The organism is Actinomadura soli (assembly GCF_005889715.1).
Lineage (GTDB): Bacteria > Actinomycetota > Actinomycetes > Streptosporangiales > Streptosporangiaceae > Spirillospora > Spirillospora soli.
The window spans coordinates 10,796-30,948 of the sequence record NZ_VCKW01000081.1 but is presented as its reverse complement, the minus strand read 5'-3'; the positions used below and the strand labels follow the sequence as shown (position 1 = coordinate 30,948).

Genomic DNA, 20,153 nt, shown 5'->3' with positions numbered 1-20,153 from the left:
GCACCGGACACCATGACCTCGACGCAGGCCCCCGGCTTCTTCCCGCCCCCTCCGCTCCCCACCGCGAACGAGCGTTTGCGGCCGATCCACCCGACGTTCTCCAAGGTGACGTCCGCATCCAAACCCAAGGTCGCCGCTTTGCGCCGCAGATTGCTCTGTATGTACACGTCCCACTCGGGCTCGCCCGGGAGGCACCATGCCTGGCGACGCGCACGAGAACCGGACTCATCACGTCCCGAGCTCTTCATCACCACCGGCGTCTCCGTCCGGAAGACGGCCTTTCCGGTCTCGAACTTCGGGGCCTCCACCGGCTCGACCTGGTCGACGATGAACGCGGTCGCTCCCCACGCCAGCACAGGGACCGACGCCAGCGCGGCCGCCCACCCCTCGACCACCGCGATCAGCGGACTCCCGAACTCCAGGACACCGGGACCATCAGCGGCATAAACGCCCCGACGCCGACGCGCCGCTGGAAAGACAGGCGCGCCATAACCGAACGGAACGAGCCCGTGCGGCCCCCAACCACCCTTGTGAAGCGCCTGCCCCAGTTCGGGCGCCCCGCGCTCCAGCAGCGAGTACGACAGGGCCCTCCCGGGAGCCAATACGTCGTCCCAGTCCAACTCGCGGGCCCCCATGTGGAAGGTCAATCGCAAACGCATTGCACCCCGTCCTCCCTCGTCCTCGGTACCGGCCAAACCCACATGGCCGTCGCCGAGTACAGATGGACGACTTCCGCCAGACCCCACCCGAGAGCTTGCCCCCCACTCGGCTCCTCACTTGCGCCTTGGGACATTACGCACTTCGCAATCCACAAGGCGGTCCTTCAATAAACTCGATCAAGACACCCCCTGTCCGGATGTGGCCTTTGACCGTCGGCATAAGAGACCACCTCCGCTAGGAACAAAATCCTCCGGAGGACGGACCATGCCATATCGCCTTTATCACCCGCGCGAGAGTTCGCATCCGCGAACGCACGGCGTGCACGGTGTCGTAGGAAGCGGCGTCCTCATCTCCCCTGCGAGGGGGTGCGAACCCTCGCAGAGATGCGGCCCGACGCGTGGGACGATCCAGACCACATCTGGCTCGGGTGCAACCCCTCATGGGGACCATGAGGACGAGCCGGGAGGAGATCGCCAGCCTGCTCAGCGGTTTGTTGCGAACCCTCGTAGGGACGATGAGGACTCCTGAACGCCGAGCCGCTGACGGCCGAGGAGTGGGCGTTGCGAACCCTCGTAGGGGCGATGAGGACCCGTGATCCGGTGGACGTCGCCCAGGTCGATCAGTTGCGAACCCTCGTAGGGGCGATGAGGACCCGAGCGTCTTGTCCCACCTGCCCTGCGCCACGCTGCGTTGCGAACCCTCGTAGGGGCGATGAGGACCGCGGAGCCGGGCCAGGATGTGACCGGCCACCGTGGGTTGCGAACCCTCGTAGGGGCGATGAGGACCGCGGCGCCGGGCCAGGATGTGACCGGCCACCGTGGGTTGCGAACCCTCGTAGGGGCGATGAGGACCGCGGCGCCGGCACATGTGGCGGACGCCATGGGCGTGTTGCGAACCCTCGTAGGGGCGATGAGGACCGACTCCACCCTGCCCGACCATCCCCGGCGCGACATGTTGCGAACCCTCGTAGGGGCGATGAGGACCCCGCCGTGGACGGACGCCCGCGGCAAGAAGCGCGACTTGTTGCGAACCCTCGTAGGGGCGATGAGGACTTGTGCGCGCCGCACCTTGCGCAGCCCGGTACGGATCTCGTTGCGAACCCTCGTAGGGGCGATGAGGACCTCGCGGGCGAGGCACACGAGACCCAAGTCTTGTTCGGTTGCGAACCCTCGTAGGGGCGATGAGGACCCCACGGTAAAACCGCAGGTCCATGGAGGCAAGGCGGCTATCTGGGAGTCGCCCTTTGCAGCGAACCTCCGGTTGTGTAGCCGAGCCCGGCGTGTCGCTGAAACCATCTTGATCAACTTTGGGTCGATGCACGGCTGAGGAGGCTACAAGATGTCGGTGGGGGGCTGGCTCGGCAGCGCCACCGGTTGGGCGAGCGGGCGTTGTTCCAGGCGGGAAAGTATAAACGATGACGTGGTCATAGCTAAGATCCAGAAGACTTTCGACCTCTGCCTGGAATCGGTGCAATGGAGGTTCGCGCAACGGGGCCTTCGGCGCCGGCGATTGTGAGGGCCAGGAGCCTCATCGGCCCCTGCGAGAATTCGCAACAGGCTTATTAACCAAACGACGAGAGTGAGGCGAATCGGTCCTCATCTCCTCTGCGAGGGCGTGCGAACCCTCGCAGAGATGCGGACCGGTACGTGAAACGGTCCAGACCACATCTGGCTCGGGCTGCAACCCCTCATACGGGCGATGAGGACCTGCACGTCGGACTCGTGATACAGATGCGCAACCTGTTGCGAACCTTCGTAGGGGCGATGCGGACTCCTGTCCGCGAACCTCCACCTCAACGGTCTCGGGTTGCGAACCCTCGTAGGGGGCGATGAGGACATCATGAACAGGGCGCACTGGATGTGCACTCCGACGATCAGTGACGGCCTGCGGTGCAGGTCAGAGCCATTCGATCATGTTGCAACTGGACTACGACCGGTAGTGCCCGGGGGGCCTTCGCCACCTGTGCGATGACCTCCGAGCGCCGTCCCCACCTGGCGGAAGACCTCTCCGGAGTTCCCCAAGCGATCTCCACTCTTCCCGGCGTCAGTGCACTCCATGTGCACCGCCGGGAAGGCTTCGGGAACTCCGGGGAAGTGCTCAGCACCATGCACCGTCGAGCCGCTCGACGACGGCGAAGCTGCCGTCCGCGACGCGGCGAGCGACCTCGTCCCACTCGCGGATCACCCGGCGCTTCCCGGCCGGGACGCCCGGCCAGTCCTGTCGCGTGATCGGCTCGCCGGAGTAGACCGGATCCCAGCCGATCGCATGGAAGGGCCCGACTTCGGGGGCGATGGTCTTCATGACGTGGATCGCGCGGCGGTGGTACCACTTGCACACTGCCGTGATCGCAAGCCCCGCGGCGAGCGCCTCTCGCACAAGGGGCAGCGCGTTCTCCACGTTCTGCCAGGTGTTGGCCGACCGGTCCTCGACGCGGATGGCGTCGGCGGGCACGCCGCGCTCGATGAGCAGTTTGCGGAAGACCTGGCCCTCCACGATGCCGGTGTGCCGGTTGACGCCACCCGTGGCGATGATTAGCGGAGCGAACCCTCGGTGATATCGCTCGGCGGCGATGTCCACCGGCGGGGCCTGGTTGGTCCCGAAGAGGAAGCACGCGCTGGGCTCGTCCGGAGGGAACGCCTGGACGTCCACGAATCGTGTGATCTCGGGCAGCTGCTCGGGTGTGACGTCGTCGGTCATCCGGGGTCCTCGTCGGTGGCGGCCGGCTGCAGGCCGGCCCCCGGAAGGGTGGACGCCTCAAGGTATCGGGCGCGGTAGTCCGCGGCCTGGCGGGCACCTGCAAAGTTCTCGGCCAGGACCCTATCGAGTCGCTTGGCCAGCACCATCGTGGGCCATGCGGGGCGGCTGCCGCCGAGCGCGTCGTGTCCGGCCGCGACCGCCTGGTCGAGCTGTCGCACCTGGGCGTGCGCCAGGCCCAGGATCAGCAGGGAGCGGGCATACCCGGACGGATGCTCGCCGCGCTGCCGCGCCTCCGGCCGATAGACGGTCCCGATCACGCGCCTAGTGGCGGTCACCGCCTCCTGCGGCCGACCGGCCAATAGCAGCGAGGTCGCCGTGTACGGCGGGTCCTCGGCCAGGGCGATCGAGAACACGCCCGTCTCGGGCACGCCGTAGGGAAGTGCCGAGATCGCCGTGGCGGCATGGCGCCGTGCCCGGGTCATCCGGTCGTCATCGCCGACCATCGCCGCGGCGCGCATCTCCTGCGAGGCGAGCTTGGCGTGGACGACGGTGCCCACCGGGGCGGTCTGCTGGCCACACGCCGCCAGCGCTGCCGACAAGTGCGCATGCCCCTGATAGAAGGCGATCATCGCGCGCGTCAGGACCGACCAGGCGGCAAGGTCAGGGTGCCGCGCCTCCTCGCTGCGGCGCTCGGCGTCCGAGCACCACAGCCGCGCGGCAGCGTGCTCGCCCATGTCGCAGGCGGCGACCGCGAGCAGGTGCGACAGCCAGCCGGAGGCCAGCGACAGGTCGGCGGTCCGCGCAGACGTGGCCGCGCGCTCGTGCACCTGCTTGGCATAGGCCCTCACGGCGAGCAGCTCGTCGTACACCTCGGTCGGCGGCAGGGCGCAGATCGTCAGCGCGTAATGGTCGATCAGTTGGCCGAGGCCGTCCGCGATGGCGCCATGATGGTCGCCACCGAGGATGTCGAGCGCCTGGACGACGCGGCGCCCCTGGCCCTGGCCGAGCGCAGGCAGGGCGGTGACTGCGATCCCTCGCTTCATGAAAACCCGGCGCAGCAGTTCGCTCACCTGCCCCCAGTCGTCATCCGGATCATCGTGCCGAGCACCGGTCCGTGCCGCTTTCTCCGGCGGCGGGGGAAGCAGTTCGTCTGGGTCGATGCCGAACAGGTCGGCGATTGCGTCGCCCCAGCTCCAGGGGCACACCTGTCCGGCCTCCCAGCGAGAGATCTGTCTGGCCAGCGCCTTGACCCGCTTCGTCTCGGGACTCATGATGCCCGAGGCCGCGAACAATTGGCGGGACATATCCCATTTTCCCCACCCGTGCCGAGTGCGTTCGTATTCGAGGCGAACCGCCCATTCGGGACGCTTCTCGGACTCGCTCATGTCGCGCACCCTTCGGGGAAGAGGGCCGAGGTGGCAGAGGCGACAAGGTGACAAGGAGGTTGTCGCCTTCCGCGTGACGCCCATTGTCACCTATCTCTGTGGCACAGGACACGATTTCACTGGCTTTTGGCGGGCCCTGCTTCCCCAGTGCATTAGCGCCGGGACTCGGTTCGCCGGTCCAGACGAAAACGGCCCCGGCCGGCGCGCGAACGCTGGGGGTTCCGGGGCCTGACCGGAAAGTAGGTCCGGCTGACGGTGACCATATCCGAGAGCGCCGCCCGGCTCCGTAACGCCCACCCCGGGTGGGAGATCGACTACGTCGGGAACAGGGCCGTCCCCTGGCTTGCCATCCGCGAGCACTCCGCAGAGTGGATCGGCGGGCACCCGGCGGCCGAGGCCACGCTCCCCGGGACGCTGGAGCGCCTCATCAACCAGGCCGTCGCCCTTGCGGCGCTCGCGTCCGACGTGCCCAACATGCCCCGCGCGGAGCGCATGGAGAACCTGAAGACCCTGCGCGCGAACTTCCCGGGCTGGGCCTTCGACTTGAGCAACACACGGCCGTACTGGCGCGCTCAGCGTGACTACCTCTACTACGCCGACCGGCCCGCCACGATCACCGAACTGCGCGGCAATGACCCGAACGAGATGGCGCTGCTCCTCCTGCGCATCCCGAAGGCCGAGGCCGGTCTGGACGACGGACAGTGATCGTGGACACCGAAGCGCCGCCGCCGGTCCCGGGCGGCGTCACCTACTGGCACGGCGAGGCCACCGGATCCTGGTGGGCGCTCATGCCCGGCCGCGACCAGCCCCATCTAGCCGAGGCGGACACCGAGGAGCAACTCGCCGAGATGGTCGGCTGGGAACTCTGGATGGCCACTCTGTGAGCACCCAGAGCCAGAATGACCGCCACGTCCGACCCCAGATCGTACGGTCGGCCGCCACCTCGGAGGGGCGACCGCCGTACACGGCGCGGCGGCGGGACACCCCGCCCGGCGGTCCCGCCCGCCGCGCCATCCCCGTCCCCACGCGAGAAGGAGCGTCCTCATGCCATGGGCCTGCACCAATCCCAACCCTGACGGCAGCTCATGCGGGGTCTGCCCCGCCTGCCAGGCCGCCCAAGGCAAGTAACCCACCGGCCAGGGCGGCGGCTCGCACTGGACGACGCCGGTTGCCGACCCGTCGCCCTGCCCACCTCCTGCGCGTGGTGGAGGAGTCGTGAGCATGGCGATGAAGGCCGACGCGGCGCTGCACGCCCTGTCCCAGCGCCTGCGCATCTACGACGGCATGGCCGCCACGGTCTACGACAACCAGCTGCGCGTCACCCGCTGGTTCCCCGACGGAGAGCGCCGCACGACGATCACCTGCTCGCTGCGCCCGCGCGACGGTGATCATCTCTGGTTCTGGGATGCGCAGCGCAGGCCGATCACGGAGGCCGAGAACGTCTCCGATGCGGCACTCAGGATCGCCGCGGACATGGCCCTGCTGCCGCCGGTCTCCGCAGCGGGAACGCGCGGCACCCCTGCGGAACGCGGTGGCCAGGACTGCGGGCGGGGCGGCGCGTCGTAGACCCCTCCGCCCCGGACCAACTGGCGCGCGTCCGGGGCGGCACCACCACGAGAGTCAGTCCGGCTCAACGACGAATGTCCCCTTGCTTGCGAGCGTCACGACCAGGCCGCGGTCGCGCAGCTCCTCGATCGCGCGCCGCGCCGTGCCGATCGCGACGCCGTACTGTTGCGAACCCTCGTAGGCGTGACGAGGACTCCTGTCCGCGAACCTCCACCTCATCGGTCTCGGGTTGCGAACCCTCTAGGGGCGATGAGGACGTGGGGACCGCCGCGCGATCTCCCCGAGAAGTTCCGGTTGCGAACCCTCGTAGGGCGATGAGGACGAGAGGACTCCCGCTTCCGATCGTACGAGAGGACCCCGTTGCAAACCCTCGTAGGGCCGATGAGAACCTGGTCCGTCGCCTGGGTCGACGACCGGGCCCACGCGTTACGAACCTTCGTAGGGGGCGATGAGGACACAACTCTGAGGTCGGCAACGCCCTAGACATCCTCGAGTTGCGAACCCTTGTAGGGGCGATAAGGACTCGCCTCGCGTGATCCGCACGCGGCGCTCACGTGTGTTGCGAACCTTGTAGGGGCGATGAGGACTTGCCCGAAGAGTTCCACCCCGGGTGGAACCGAATGTTGCGAACCCTCATAGGGGCGATGAGGACCGCCATCTGGGACGAAGATGCCGGACTGTGGTCGACGTTGCGAACCCTCGTAGGGGCGATGAGGACCGGCGACGACTACGACTTCACGGAGCTGCTCGCCTTGTTGCGAACCCTCGTAGGGGCGATGAGGACCGGCACCGGCAAGACCCGCGCCGAAGGCTTCATGTTGCGAACCCTTGTAGGGGCGATGAGGACGCCACGGTAAAACCGCAGGTACACGAGGGCAAGGCGGCCATCTGGGAGTCGCCCTTTGCAGCGAACCTCCGGTTGTGCAGCCGAGCCCGGCGTGTCGCTGAAACCATCTTGATCAACTTTGGGTCGACGCACGGCTGAGGAGGCTACAAGATGTCGGTGGGGCTGGCTCGGCAGCGCCATCGGGCGTTGTTCCAGGCGGAAGAGTATAAACGATGACGTTGTCATAGCTAAGAGCCAGAGGACTTTCGGCCTCTGCCTGGAAACTGCGCAGTGGAGGTTCGCGTTACGAGCCCTCCGACAGCGGCGATTGTGAGGGCCAGGAGTCCTCATCGGCCCCTGCGAGGTTCGCAACAGAGGCATCGGCGTGCACGGACTCCGCAGTAGACGTCCTCATCGCTCCTGTGAGGGGCGCGACAAGAATCTTTCTCGGTACCGATCTCTCTAGATAGGAAAGAGCATTGATCGCCTAGGTGCTTTGGATGCATGTCGAGGCTCAACGAGTTGGCTTTACGAGAGACTCTGCCAGCGTCGTGGAGCTTCTCGTGAGCCCGCCGGGAGAGAGCCTTCAGGCGGGGTCGGTGGGGAAGGGCTCGTAGGTGTTGGAGGCGTTGTCGAAGGTGAAGGCCGTCCAGCGGTCGGGTTGGATGTGGGCCAGCCGGGCGCCGAGGGCTATGGAGATGGCGACCGGTCCGGTGAGGAAGGCGCCGTGTCGTCCGGTGCGGGCAGTTTCCGGCAGGGGAGTCTCACGCCATGCGCGGCAGACTTGCTCCACGATCGCGGTGTAGGTTTCCGCGTTCTCATCCAGGAGCCCGGCGGTCTTCCGGCCGAAGATCAGGAGATTGCCGATTCCGTGGGCGCGGCAGGCAGCGCGGACGGGTTGGACGAAGTCGGCGCGGAGATTCTGCAAGTCGATGGCGAGCGCCGCGCGCGTCGGGTCTCCGCCTTCAATCGCCTCGACGTCCATGGTGAGGAGCTCGGCGGTGAGTGGGCTTTCCCGGAGGCTGGTGGCCGGGAAGTGGGACGGGCTGCCGTCGCGCTGGCGGACTGCGTGGACGGTGATCTCGCGGGGGTGGGTGTGCCCGATTCTGGCGCCGAACCGAAAGCCTGCCGGCAGCGGCATGGTCGGGATCACGTTGATGCGGGCGGCGCCGCTGACCAGCCGTTCCGCGATCCCAGCCGCCGCAATGGTCTCGTCTGCGAGGGCCTCGACGCCCTCCTTCGGCCACGGATGGGTCTCAGGGAGCGTCAGGTGGGTCTGCACCGTGACTGCGCAAGTCTGCTGGCTGTACTCGACGGCCCTCGACTCCAGCAACTCGGCTCGTGGTGTGCCACGTCCGGTGTCGGACGCGGTGACGACGAGCCCGATCTGGGTCTCGGCCGATGCGCGGACGCGCAGCCGCGCGCCGACCACCATGGACGTGAGTCCGGCGAGGCAGCCGAGGACGAACCACCAGCGTCCGGTCGAAGAGTGCGTCATCACCGACTTCACTGCTTCGATGCCGAATCCGCCCGCGACGACCCCGCCGAGTCCGCTCCAGGTCGCGCCGTCCGTGATCACGCGCCGGGCCTTCGACGGGGTCGCGGACGGGCCGCCGATGACCGTCATCGTTGGCGCGTTCGGGTTCTCGGTCAATTGCGGCCTCGCTTCGTCGTCGTGGGCAGAACGTACTGATGGACGCTGCCTGCCGTCAGGCGTTTTGTGGTCGGGTGTCGCCTGTACGCGACGGGGCTGATCGGCTCGCATGAGTCCATCAGGATTCCCGCCGGTCAACGAAGGCGGAATCAACGCCTCGATAGGCGCGTGGCCGGTGGCGTTGAGCGCGGGGTGGTGGGGCCGGAGTCGGTCACTGGGTTATGCGGCATTTGGCCGAGGTGCGGCCGGTCCACGCCCCTAACATGCCGCTCTGGACGGCCGCAGGGTTCGTCCATCTGTATCTCGCGGTGGTGCTGTAGCGAGAAGGGGGCCGGGGTGGACGTGCATGCGGTCGTGCTAAGCACGGCAGGCAACCAGAACTACATCTTCGGGTCGAACAAACGGCGGGAGAACGTCGGCGCATCGCATCTGATCACCCGTATCGAGGGCGAATGGCTCGACAAAGCGTTGGCGGACGTTGGGGTGCCCGGCATGGACGGCCGCCGACAGCGCGTCGAAAAGCACGGCATCGAGGTGGTGACCGCGAACGCGGGCGGCGTGACGATGCTCGTCAGAGATCCCGAGGTGGGCAGGCAGGTCGTCGGGGAGATCACCGAGGCGGCCTTGCGTGAGGCGCCCGGGCTGGACGTGTGCGGCGCGGTCGGTGAGGCCATCGAGTGGGGGAACGCGCAGAAGGTCGCCGATGGCATCGCGGACGCCCGGGAACTGCTCGCGGTCGCGCGGGCCAGGAGGCGTGGGCCGAGGCTGCGGTTCCCCGGGGTGCCGATCGCGGCGCGCTGCGGGTCCAGTGGCCTCCCCGCCCATCGTGTCGTTGTGCCTCAAGAGGGGCGGTCGCCTGAAGCCCGTTCGGCACCGAGTCTGGCGAAGCTGAACGCCTTTGATGCGGCGTTGCTGCGGCTGGCCGTCCAAATGGGGCTCTGCGCCGAGGGCGACGAGAAGCAGAAGGCCCGCAGCACCCTCTCCCAGGTCGTCGACTACCTGAACCATAAGGCGGAATGGGTCGCGGTCGTCCACGTTGACGGCAACGGCTTGGGGAAGGTGTTTCAGCGTTTCGCGTCCATCATGGGCGGCCCGGGAGACAAGCCCGCAGACGAATACACGGAGGGATTGCGCGGACTGTCAGAAGGTGTGGACGAGTGCGCCCGCGGGGCTTTCCGGTCGGTGTTCGCAAAGTTGCGTGGCAGCAGGTGGACGGCAAGTACGGCCGAGCCGCCGGTTCTCCCGCTCATCCTTGGGGGCGATGACCTCACCGTGGTCTGTGACGGTGAGCTGGCTCTGCCTTTCGCTCGCAATTATTTGGAAGAGTTCACCCGGCTGGCCAATGAGCATGTCGCGGTCGGTGCCGTGCTCGAGCAAGTGGAAGACCTCCGGGGGTTGGGGGCTTGTGCGGGTGTTGCCATCGTCAAGCGTCAATATCCGTTCCACAGTGCCGTCCACCTGGCCGAGGAGTTGACCGGCGAGGCGAAGGTGGTGAAGAGGGAACTGGGGCAGGACAAGAGCGCTCTGTCGTTCCACGTCCTCTACGAGAGCGCGTTCGCCGATCTGCAACGTCTGCGTGACCAGCAGACGCTCGCCGAAGAGGACACGTGCTTGACCGGGCAGCCCTACGTCGTCGGCGACGCGGGAGACGCGGAGTGGGTGCGACACCGGCACTGGACCGACCTGGAACAGCGAGTCGCCGCCCTAACCGACAAGGACGACGAAACTCTCGTCATCTCGAGTGGACAGGCGCATGAACTGCGGTCCGCCCTGTTCCGCGGGCGCGAGGCTGCGGAATCTCGGTTCAAGATGGTCTCCACCTGGCTGGGTAAGGACGCCGTTCAAGGGCTCGCCTGCGACGGTTCGCTGTTCTGGCGGGACGGGCCCGTCCACCGCACCGGCCTTCTGGACGCGCTGAACGCCGCCCCCTTCCTTTCCTCGAAAGGCGGCGAGTCATGAGCCACACCATTTCGCTGGGCTTGCGCATGCTGAGTGATTGGCACATCGGCTCCGGCACCGGACAGCACGGCCGGATCAGCCGAAAGGTGCTGCGTGATGAGGAACACCAGCTTCCGTTCGTGCCGGCGAAGTCCCTCAACGGCGTTTGGCGGGACGGCTGCGAGATCGCCGCACGCGCCCTCGACGCCGACGCGGACCCTGACGGCCCCCGGCTCTGGCATTCCTGGGTGGAATACCTCTTTGGCTATCAGCCGGCTTTCCCGGGCGCTTTCCCGGGCGCCGAGGCGGGCGATACACCGGCGGCGCCGGCGCGGCATCCGCGGCCGGCCGCCCTGTCCTACCTCGGCCCGATTCGCTTCCCCGGTGGTCTCGGCCAGGCCATCGCGGAGAACCGGCGGCTCCGCGACGCGGTGACGTTCGTGAAGCCGGGTGTCGCGCACGACCCGGTGACCGGCGCGGCCCGGGAGGACATGCTGCGCTTCGACGAGATGGCGCGCGGTGGCATGACGTTGGAAGGCACGGCGGAACTGCCCGACGGTTTGTCGGAGGAGCAACTCGGTTGTGCCCGTGCCCTGCTGTGGGCGGGCGCGCGGCTGGTGGAGGGCATCGGCGCGAAGCGCCGCCGGGGATCGGGGCGGTGCCGGCTCGATCTCGGCGGCGCGGGTCTGCCTCCGAGCACTGACGACTTGGCGCGCTGGACCGCCAACCCGGTATCACCGCCAGTCCCCGAGCGGCCGCCGGCGCCCGATTCCGCCGAACGGCGAGCGGTGGACGACGGCTGGGAAAGTGCCGTTCTGCGCATGACGCTCGAAACGCCGCTGCTCGCCTATGACCGCACCGTCGGAAATCTGGTCCAGGGCCGTGACCACGCGCCGGGCTGGATGCTGCTGGGGCCGGTGCTGCGGCGCCTGGACTCCTCGGCCGCCGCCGCGGCGGCACGCTGCGGGGACCTGGTGGTGACGCCCGCGACCCCGCAGGTGGACGGGGTCCAAGGGCGTCCGGTCCCCCGCGTGTTCGAACGGGACAAGGACGAAAGGAACGTCTACCTCAACCGGATGGCGGAGGGGACTCCGAACGGCAAGGCGTTCAAGCGTGTGCGGAAGGGATATGTCTCCGGTTCGGCGCAGGTGGCGGTCGAGACGCCCGGCTTCGTGCTGAGAATGCACAACACCATCGAGGACGAGTCCCAGCGCCCGACCGAGGCGCTCGGCGGCGTCTACGTGTACCAGGCGCTCGCACCCGGAACCGTGCTCGTCGCCGAGGTCAGGGTCCGGCGCGGCGTCCTCGATACCGGCTGGTGGAAAAGCCTGAACGGCCGATGGCGGCTGGGACGATCCCGCAAGGACGACTACGGCCTGGTGTCCGTCGCCGCCAAGCCCATGGCCCCTGAGTCCACCCACCCCGAGCCCATCGACACCGCGTCCGAGTCGGCACCGATCATGAGCGGTGACCGCATACGTGTCTGGCTGCTGTCGGACGTCCTGGTCCGCGATGACCGGCTCGCCCCGAGTGACGACCCCGCCGACTTCGCCCGTCTCCTGCAAAGGGAATTCGCCACCGCCGGAGCAGACGGTGTGGAGCTCGGTCCAATCCTGCAGGAGCGCGACCGGAGGCCGACCAGCTACGAGACCGCTCGAACCGACTCCTGGCACCGCGGATGGCGGCTGCCGCGACCCGTCCTTCTCGGGTTCGCGGCCGGTGGCTGCCTGACCTTCAAGGTGAAAGCGGGCCAAATCAGCGCGGAGGTGTTGGCGGAGGTCGAGCGATCGGGCATCGGTGAACGGCGCGGCGAGGGCTTCGGCCAGATCCGCATCAACGACCCGGTCCTTATGAACAAGGTGCCCCGGGACATCAGCGAGCGAGAGAACGAGCAGATGGGCACGCCGCCACGCCCGATCGTGCGCCGGCTGTCCACGGTCGACCCCGGCCATGCCGGGGCGCGCCTGATCGAGGCGGCCGCGTGGCGTGCGGAGATCTGGCGGCTCGCCGAGGAGCGGGCGGCCCAGCCGGACGAGGTACTCGGCTCGCTCATCGAGCTCTCGGCCACCCGGCTGAACGCGCTACGCCGCTTGTTCGTCCACCTCGACGAGGAAGGGGAGCAGCTCAAGGCCCGCATCACCGGCCTCACGAAGCGCTGGAAGGCACCGAAGGCCACGGCCGCGATCTGCGCCCTGCTGGCAGACGACGACGTCTGGGAAACGCTCAAGTTCAACGACCAGGACCGGCTGTGCCTGACCGACGCCGGACGAGACGTCCTCCGCCGTGAACTGCGGGCAGAGGCGCTGCGGTCGCTGCTCACCGCCTGCCTGGCCGCCCACACCCGCAGGGAAGCCCACTCCGAGGAGACGCGCGCATGACTCGGAGAGGAGGGGGACGTCCGATGGACCGGCGGCTTCGAGTGCGCGGTTGGCTGCGTACCCAGACACCGTTGCACGTGGGTGGTGTCGCGCTCGATCCGGCCGAGGCGCTGCCGGTCGCGGTGGACGGGCAAGACCGCGTCTACGTGCCGGGCACGAGCCTCGCCGGAGTGCTGCGCGCCTGGATGCGCGGCGCCGCCGGCGCCGACCCCGGAACAGACAGCCTGAATGACCACCCCGGAACCGGTGGCCTGAATGACAAGCCCGGAACCGGCGGTCTGAACAACGATCCCGGAACCGGTGGCCTGAACGATATGTGGGGCTTCGAGGACGGGAAATCGGATTCCGGCCAGGCCAGCCGGATCGTGGTCCGGGACGCGGTCGTCACCACCACGACCGGAACCGACAGCGACGGAATCCCGAACGAGCCCCTCAGATCGCGGGCGCTGCCGGTCCTTCACGGCGTCGGCATCGACCGTGTCACCGGTGCCGCCGCATCGGCCTTCCTGTACGCACGCACCATCGTCCCGCCCGGTCACTACCTGTCGTTCGAGGTCGACGTCGAGACGACCAACCCCCGCCTCGATCGTGACCGCGCCCGCCTGCACGCGCTGCTGACGGCCTTGAAGTCCGAAGAGATCGCGGTCGGCGCCGCCAACGGCAAGGGCCTCGGTGTCGTGACGCTGATGTCGTCGCCGCTCGACGTTCACGAACACGACTTCACCAGTCGCGAAGGGTTGCTCGCCTTCCTCGGCGGCGAGCCGGAGCAATTCGACGAGGCAGGGGTGGACGCGGGCGCCGCCGACCTTCCCGCCCGCCGTGAAACGCTGACCGTCCATCTGCGGTGGAGGCCCGACTCGCCCGTCATGGTCCGCGCCGCCGGCGAGGGCGCCGCGATCAAGACCCTGCCGCTGACCAGCGAGATCGGGCCCGTGACCAGCGAGATCGGGCCCGACACGGTGAAACTCACGTTGAGCGGCAGCTCTCTTAAGGGAGCCCTCCGCAGCCATGCCGAATTCATCGAACGCACCGCCCGCGGCCTGGATGCCCCACCGCCCCAGATCCAGGACACGGCGGACGGCACCGAAGACCCCGCGGCCGCACGCCGGCATGCCGAAGCCTTCCTCCAGCAACTCGATGGGCTGGAGGCCGTGCGCATGCTCTTCGGCGCGGCCCGTCGCCAACCCGACGACGCCCCGTCCGCCTTCCGGTGGGGCGCGGGCGCGCTGACCGTCCACGAATGCGTGAGCGAGACGGCCATCCCTACAGACGTGTGGGACATCGTGGTGAACGGCGCGCCCGACAACGGCAACCACACGGAACGTTCGGCGCAGCCCGAGGGCCTGCCGCGCGAGCCGATCCTCCCGTCCTCAGCCCGCGACGCGCTACCGCCCTCAGCCCGCGACGCGCTACCGCCCTCGGAACGTTCGGCGCTGCCGCCGTCGGTACGCGACGCGCTGGCGGCCCGCGGACTTGACCAGGCCGACCACGTCGCGATCGACCGCTGGACCGGAGGCGCCGCCGACCAACTGCTGTTCAGCGTGCTCGAACCGCACGGCGTCGACTGGGAGCCGATCCGGCTGACCGTCGACCTCACCCGGCTCGGCGACCACCGGGACGTGGCGCTCGCGCTGCTCCTGCTCGTCCTGCGCGATCTGGAGCAGCGCCGACTCCCGCTCGGCGGCATGGTGAACCGGGGATTCGGCGACGTCACGATCGAGTCCATCGAGTTCTCCGGCAATGGCTGGACGGCGGAGACGACGCTCGCGGACGCCCTCCGGCACCGGAATCTCGCGAACGCGTGGCGCGAATACGCAGGGGGAACGCGATGACCGGCACGACCTTGCACGTCGCCACCCGCGACGGCCTCACCTTCACCGAAGCCATGGAGCGCGCGCCGGACGGCTTCGCGCTGCTCACCACGCCATGGCGCTACGAGATCGTCACCACCGCCGACGCGCGCCGCTCCACGCCCGAAGGAGTCTTCGAGGCCCGCGTGTTCAACGAGCACACCGAACTGCGCTGGCTCAACGACGCCGACAGCGGACGCACCGTCCTGCTCACTGAGGATCCGACCGTTCTGCCGGCGGCCTTCGCGAAGCCCGACCCGTTGGAGGCCACCGGCACGATAAAGGGCGGCTACCTGTTGTGGGGAAAGGCCGTTCAGGCATCGGACGGTTGGACGACGCTCACCACGGAGCGCATCGGCAGCCTGCGTGTCCCGGGTGAATTCGGCGGAGGCTGCCATGTGGCCTTGGCGACCTGTGAGTACATCGCACGCGACCCGGCTCACGGCAACGCCTACATCGCGGAAGAACGCCTGCTGTCCTTCGAACTCTCCGAACCGCTGCGCAGGGAGAAGGCATGACCGAGAACAAGCCGCCGAATCCTGGCACGATCAGAGTGCAGAACAAGTTCAAGCCCGTCAAGCCGCAGCAGGAGGCGAAGACGCCCACCGCCCCGGCCCGAAAGTCTGCCAAGCGGAAAGAGCCGCGTGCAGGGAACGGCAAGAACGCCCGGAATGGCCCCAGGGAGCCATTCCTCAACCCGTACACCTTCGTTCCCGCCTTCTCGCGCGAGGCGATGACCGGTGCGTTCGCCGACGCCGTGCCTCAGGGCGCCGACCGGCTACATGAAGAGAACTGGACAGGCACGATCGCAGTCCGGCTCACCGTCCGGACGCCTCTGCTGCTGCTCGACACCGCCCGCGCCTACACCGCGCCGGACGCCGAAGAAGGACACCTCACCTACCCGGTGCTGCTGCGCGACGGCCGCCCCCATCTGCCGGCCACCGCGCTCAAGGGAATGCTGCGCGCCTCCTATGAGGCGATCACGAACAGCAGGTTCGGGGTGTTCATCGGCCATGACGAGCTACTCGGCTGGCGACGCGTCGCCGATGACGCCCGAGACATGGAGCCCGTCCGCGTCGGGAAGGACGGCAAGACGCTGGAGTTCTGGGACGCTGTCAGGCTGTCCTTCCACGGGGACAAGACCGGCCCCCGCTATTCGCGAAACCGGCCCCCGCAGCATGGCGACCGCGTCTGGGTCAAAACCAGGCGCGGCAAGAACGCTGAGGAGGTCACCGGCATCAAGCTGTTCTCCGAAGGCAGCCCCTCATCCGGCTGGAAAGAAGGGTACGTCTTCATTACCGGCCGGAACGTGGAGAAGAAGCGCGACGAACGGGTCTTCGTCCGTCCACGCCGCTCCATTACGGCAAAGCTGACCGACGAGCTCCGCGAACGCTGGGACGCTCTCATGGAGCACCACCGCAAATGCCAGCAGGACATTGAGACCGACGCAGAATTCGACATCAGCCCCCACCGGAACAACGAAGACCGGCGCAAACTCACACCGGGGACGTTCTGCTGGGCGTACAAGAAGGACGGACGCATCGAGGCGCTGTATCCGGTCATGATCCCGCGCGATCTCGCCATCGCGAGCCCGGCCTGGATGGTGCCGCCGAAGGTCGAACCCGCCTCCCACTTCCGCGAACTCTCCCCGGCCGACCGGGTGTTTGGCTGGGTCGCCCAAGACGGGTCCGGCACCCGCCCGGCCGCGTACCGGGGCCGGCTGCGCATCAGCGACGTCACCTGCGTCACTGCCACGGACGAGGCCGTCAAGGAATTCCGTGACGGGCTGCCGCTGTCGATCCTCGCCCAGCCGAAACCGACCCAGGGCCGGTTCTACCTGTCTGAAAGCGCCGCCGAACCGCACCGTCCGATCGAAAACGGCACACCCAAGAACGACGTGCACCGTGACCCTGACAGGGCGCTGCGGGGCCGCAAGGTCTACTGGCATCACAAACGAGCAGCCGCCGACGACTTCTACTGGAAGCTACCGCCGCCGTCCATGGGCGATCCCACGCAGCAGCTCGTCGACGGAATGCTGTACCGGGAGTACCGGCGACCGAACACGCCCAACGAAAGCAACGCCCTTACCCGCGACCAAACGTCGTTCGCGACGACCGGCGACCCAAAGCGCGACAAACAAAACCGCTCCGTCCTCGGCTGGATCACCAAAGGCACCGAGTTCACCTTCACCATCGGTGTCCGCGACGTTCCGGAGGTCGAACTCGGAGCCCTGCTCTGGCTGCTGACACTCGACGGCGATCACCACCACCGCCTCGGCCTCGGCAAGCCGCTCGGCTTCGGCAGCGTCCACATTTCCCTGGACGCGGAACGCACGCGGCTCCACACCGGTGGGCAGTGGTCGGAGTACTACCGCGACCTCACCGGAGAGCTCCCCGAATCGCCCGCCGAAACCGTAGTGCGCAACTGCATCCGGGCCTTCACCGGGACAGCGCGGCAGCAGCCCGGATTCGCAGAGATCGAGCGCGCGTTCCTCGCGGCGGCTCACGGTAGCGACGACCTTCCCGTCCATTACCCTCGCGCTCGGCCCAAGCAGATGCAGGCAGGGCGTACACCTCCCAATCCCGCCGGGGAGTCCTACGCCTGGTTCACCGCCAACGAGAAGATCGTCAACAGGACGGTCGCGCCGGGCCGGGGTCGCTCCCTCCCGTCCGCCGGCGCCCCCCGAGAACATGACCTTGACGTCTACGACGAAGAGAACTGAAAGGGCCGACGCGGCGCCGCTGCTGATCCACCCGATCGGTGGCGGCGACCTCGGCTGGCCGCCGTTGGCGACCTCTCCGGCGCCGATCGACTTCCACGGCGGCCCCGGCGACCGCAGGCCCCTGCGCAAGGTCTTCGACGGCCTCGCCGAGACCGGCACCGATATCAGCGGCCTGCTCATCGTCGCGACGACGAACGTCCACCTGCCCTCCCAACAGCCTTTCGTCCAGCACGCGCAGCGGATGAAGGAACTGCTGTGCTCAGCGGAGGGCCTCTGCGGCCGGACGTTCCCGAAGGACGGGCTCCACATCGTCCAGGTCGCCGAACCGACGGTCCGCCACAGCGTCAAAGCCGTGAAGCCCGTGCTCACCGCACTCCTGCCCGGCGAATGCCTGCTGACCTCCGGGGCCGGCTCCTACGCCCTCGGCGCCGGCGTCCTCCTCGCCGGTATCGAGACCGGTGTGCCGATCACCCTGCTGCCGGTCGACGAACCGTCCGCCGCCTACCGCCTGCGCGACCTGATCGACGCGCACGACACGCTCCGCAACTGGCTGCTGCGGCACCGCTTCTGGGACGAACTCGCCGCCGTCGACCCGTCGAACGCCGGCCTGTGGCGGCTGCTCGCCGCCCGCCAGCGCGCCGACATCAGCCTCGCCGAGGCCACCACGCCCTTTCCCGGGCTCAACCAGGGGAGACTCACGAAGCTCGCCGAGCTCTGGCCGACCGTCCAGGCCGCCTTCTACGAGCGCCTCGCGCGGGGCGAGGCCATCGACAACTCGCTGCTGCGCGCCTGGTTCACCCAACGGATCAGCAAGCCGTCCAGGAAGGAGGCCGCGACGGTCTCCGCGTCGGCGCAACGAGTGCTGGAAGACCTCGCGAGGCAGCTCAGCGACCCCGACAAGCGCGGCGGGGCCGCGCTGATCAAGGACGCTCGCCGACGGCTCACGCCCGGCCCGCGGGCCCGCCATGCGGCGCTGGTGGGCGACGCCGAGTTCATCGACTTCTTCGAGAGGAGCGCCTCGCACGAGGCGCACCTCGTCCCGCCCGGGGCCCACCGCCTGCCCGGCTCGCTGCTCGCGAACGCCGACCAGTGGGAGAAGGGCGACCTGGTGCCCGGCCTGGTGGACCAGTGCGGCATGACGGCGTGGCCCGTCCTGGGCACCGGTGACGTCCTTGTCCTGATGTGCGTTGGAATGGTCACCAGGGACGACCCGAACGACAAAGAGGGGCACGCGGCCGTTCGGCAGGTGATCGACTGGGCGTCCCGGCGCCGCGGTGCCCTCGCCCGCCCCGGCAGGATCAGACTGCGCCTCCTCGCCAGCGACGAGACGATGGAGCGGGCCCGGTCCTGGGTCACCCTGGCCCGGTCGACCGCGCCGGCCGGCAGCCTCGACGCCGCCGTCCTCGGCCCCTTCTCCACCGAACCGGGCGATGCCGCGGCCATCAACGCCGCGCTTCTGGCCGAACTCGCCAAAGCCGAGCCGACCGGCCTGTACGGCTCGACCAGTCTCCGCGACGTGGACGAAGTCCTCCTTGTCATCAACTCTGGGAAGCCCGTCACCGTGAACGGCATGGTCGCCGCAGGCGTCCAATGGTCGTTGAACGCCGCATGCCCGCTGCGCGTCGCCGAACTCGGCCGCGACCGGGCGCTGCGGACCGTGATCAACGAAGCCGGGCTGACGCTGTGCCGCCTCGGCATGGACGCCCGCCTCGCCCGGCTCGCATCATCGGCCGTCCGGCGCCTCGACACCCGCACCGCCTGGCAACTGCTCGCCAACGGCTCCCCGGCCCTCACCGGCGCCCGCGACGCCGCCGCCCGCCTCCACCACGACCTGTACAGCCCCGCGAAGCCGATCACGAGCATGGACGCCCGCTGCCAGGCGGCCTGCCGGCGTCTCGAACTGATCGCGCACGTCTTGGCGGACGAACCGTGGCCGGCCTGCTATACGGCCATTGAAGTCCTCCGTCCCGGCCTCTTCGAGTGGGGCGAATGGAAAGCCCTCAGGGAACGTTTCGCGCCGCTCCGGAGACTGAACGTCCACCGCAACGAGACCCCTTACGCTCACCTGCTCGACAGGCTCCGCGAGGAGCGAGCCGGGCGGGCCCCGGAGCGAATACCGTCGAAGAAGCCGCCTGCCCGGCACGTGGTCCTCGAAGAACTGCGCGGCTGTATCGATGCCCTCCAACAACTCCGTTATCCACGTAACCGCCAGAGTGAGCCGGACCTAGAACTCGTCACCCGCTATACGCACCTCTGTGAACAACTCGAAGAGTTGGGAGAGGACGCCCGATGAAAAGGCGTTCCACACCGACGGCCACCAGACCGTAAGCGGGCAAGCACTTGACGTGAGTTGAGGGGCTCCCGATACTGGTGAGCGTTCGACGGCTGCGGCCGAAGAGCATTCCGAGGCTTGCGCCTCCTGAGGAAGACCGGGTCTCCGGGTTTCACACCCGCGGGATTGACGGTCTGTTCGAACT

15 protein-coding genes and 1 CRISPR repeat array are annotated in these 20,153 nt (G+C 68.3%); of the genes, 10 read left to right on the top strand and 5 right to left on the bottom strand.

Annotated elements, in window-relative coordinates; genetic code table 11:
- The 3 genes from ETD83_RS17575 to ETD83_RS17565 all read right to left on the bottom strand — a co-directional run.
- Positions 1–695 (bottom strand): CRISPR-associated endoribonuclease Cas6 (locus ETD83_RS17575; protein ID WP_230420982.1); only part of this gene is annotated, 695 nt, incomplete at its 3' end.
- 457 nt (positions 696–1,152) lie between these two features.
- Positions 1,153–1,849: a CRISPR direct-repeat array (repeat unit 31 nt; unit sequence GTTGCGAACCCTCGTAGGGGCGATGAGGACC).
- 908 nt (positions 1,850–2,757) lie between these two features.
- Complete coding sequence (locus ETD83_RS17570; RefSeq protein WP_138646204.1) at positions 2,758–3,357, bottom strand: YdcF family protein; 600 nt, start codon at positions 3,355–3,357, stop codon at positions 2,758–2,760.
- A complete protein-coding gene (locus ETD83_RS17565) occupies positions 3,354–4,742 on the bottom strand; it encodes a hypothetical protein (protein WP_138646203.1) in 1,389 nt (462 codons plus the stop codon). The genes ETD83_RS17570 and ETD83_RS17565 overlap by 4 nt, the downstream gene beginning before the upstream one ends.
- A 255-nt stretch (positions 4,743–4,997) precedes the next feature.
- Here ETD83_RS17565 and ETD83_RS17560 point away from each other — a divergent pair, with 255 nt between their 5' ends.
- The 3 genes from ETD83_RS17560 to ETD83_RS17555 all read left to right on the top strand — a co-directional run bounded on the left by ETD83_RS17560 (position 4,998) and on the right by ETD83_RS17555 (position 6,308).
- Positions 4,998–5,447 (top strand): hypothetical protein, encoded by a 450-nt coding sequence (locus tag ETD83_RS17560; RefSeq protein WP_138646202.1) that lies wholly within the window; start codon positions 4,998–5,000, stop codon positions 5,445–5,447.
- Between the two features lie 2 nt (positions 5,448–5,449).
- Positions 5,450–5,626, top strand: a complete 177-nt coding sequence (locus tag ETD83_RS42575; RefSeq protein WP_171064281.1) for a hypothetical protein — start codon at positions 5,450–5,452, stop codon at positions 5,624–5,626.
- 337 nt (positions 5,627–5,963) lie between these two features.
- Positions 5,964–6,308, top strand: coding sequence for a hypothetical protein (locus ETD83_RS17555; RefSeq protein WP_138646201.1), 345 nt, complete (start codon positions 5,964–5,966; stop codon positions 6,306–6,308).
- A 54-nt stretch (positions 6,309–6,362) separates the two neighbouring features.
- On the opposite strand, the gene ETD83_RS17550 is transcribed toward ETD83_RS17555, so the two are convergent.
- On the bottom strand, positions 6,363–6,527 hold the full coding sequence (locus ETD83_RS17550; RefSeq protein WP_138646200.1) for a GntR family transcriptional regulator: 165 nt from the start codon (positions 6,525–6,527) through the stop codon (positions 6,363–6,365).
- Between the two features lie 425 nt (positions 6,528–6,952).
- On the opposite strand from ETD83_RS17550, the gene ETD83_RS17545 reads away from it, so the two are divergent.
- Positions 6,953–7,165: a hypothetical protein gene (locus ETD83_RS17545; protein WP_138646199.1), complete on the top strand. Its 213-nt coding sequence runs from the start codon at positions 6,953–6,955 to the stop codon at positions 7,163–7,165.
- A gap of 555 nt (positions 7,166–7,720) precedes the next feature.
- Here ETD83_RS17545 and ETD83_RS17540 read toward each other — a convergent pair.
- Entirely contained in the window at positions 7,721–8,788 is a 1,068-nt protein-coding gene (locus tag ETD83_RS17540) for an SAVED domain-containing protein (RefSeq protein WP_138646198.1), read from the bottom strand.
- A 336-nt stretch (positions 8,789–9,124) separates the two neighbouring features.
- Here ETD83_RS17540 and ETD83_RS17535 point away from each other — a divergent pair, with 336 nt between their 5' ends.
- Genes ETD83_RS17535 through ETD83_RS17510 form a run of 6 tightly spaced genes read left to right on the top strand, consistent with a single transcriptional unit; the run spans position 9,125 to position 19,969 of the window.
- Entirely contained in the window at positions 9,125–10,747 is a 1,623-nt protein-coding gene (locus ETD83_RS17535; RefSeq protein ID WP_138646197.1) for a Cas10/Cmr2 second palm domain-containing protein, read from the top strand.
- A complete protein-coding gene (locus tag ETD83_RS17530; RefSeq protein WP_138646196.1) occupies positions 10,744–13,104 on the top strand; it encodes an RAMP superfamily CRISPR-associated protein in 2,361 nt (786 codons plus the stop codon). Before ETD83_RS17535 ends, ETD83_RS17530 begins: the two co-directional genes overlap by 4 nt.
- Positions 13,101–14,936, top strand: coding sequence for an RAMP superfamily CRISPR-associated protein (locus ETD83_RS17525; protein ID WP_138646195.1), 1,836 nt, complete (start codon positions 13,101–13,103; stop codon positions 14,934–14,936). Before ETD83_RS17530 ends, ETD83_RS17525 begins: the two co-directional genes overlap by 4 nt.
- A complete protein-coding gene (gene csx19 / locus ETD83_RS17520) occupies positions 14,933–15,472 on the top strand; it encodes a type III-D CRISPR-associated protein Csx19 (protein ID WP_138646194.1) in 540 nt (179 codons plus the stop codon). The genes ETD83_RS17525 and csx19 overlap by 4 nt, the downstream gene beginning before the upstream one ends.
- Positions 15,469–17,676 (top strand): TIGR03986 family type III CRISPR-associated RAMP protein, encoded by a 2,208-nt coding sequence (locus ETD83_RS17515; RefSeq protein WP_138646193.1) that lies wholly within the window; start codon positions 15,469–15,471, stop codon positions 17,674–17,676. The genes csx19 and ETD83_RS17515 overlap by 4 nt, the downstream gene beginning before the upstream one ends.
- On the top strand, positions 17,645–19,969 hold the full coding sequence (locus ETD83_RS17510; protein WP_138646192.1) for a hypothetical protein: 2,325 nt from the start codon (positions 17,645–17,647) through the stop codon (positions 19,967–19,969). The genes ETD83_RS17515 and ETD83_RS17510 overlap by 32 nt, the downstream gene beginning before the upstream one ends.
- The last annotated feature ends 184 nt before the right edge of the window (positions 19,970–20,153 follow it).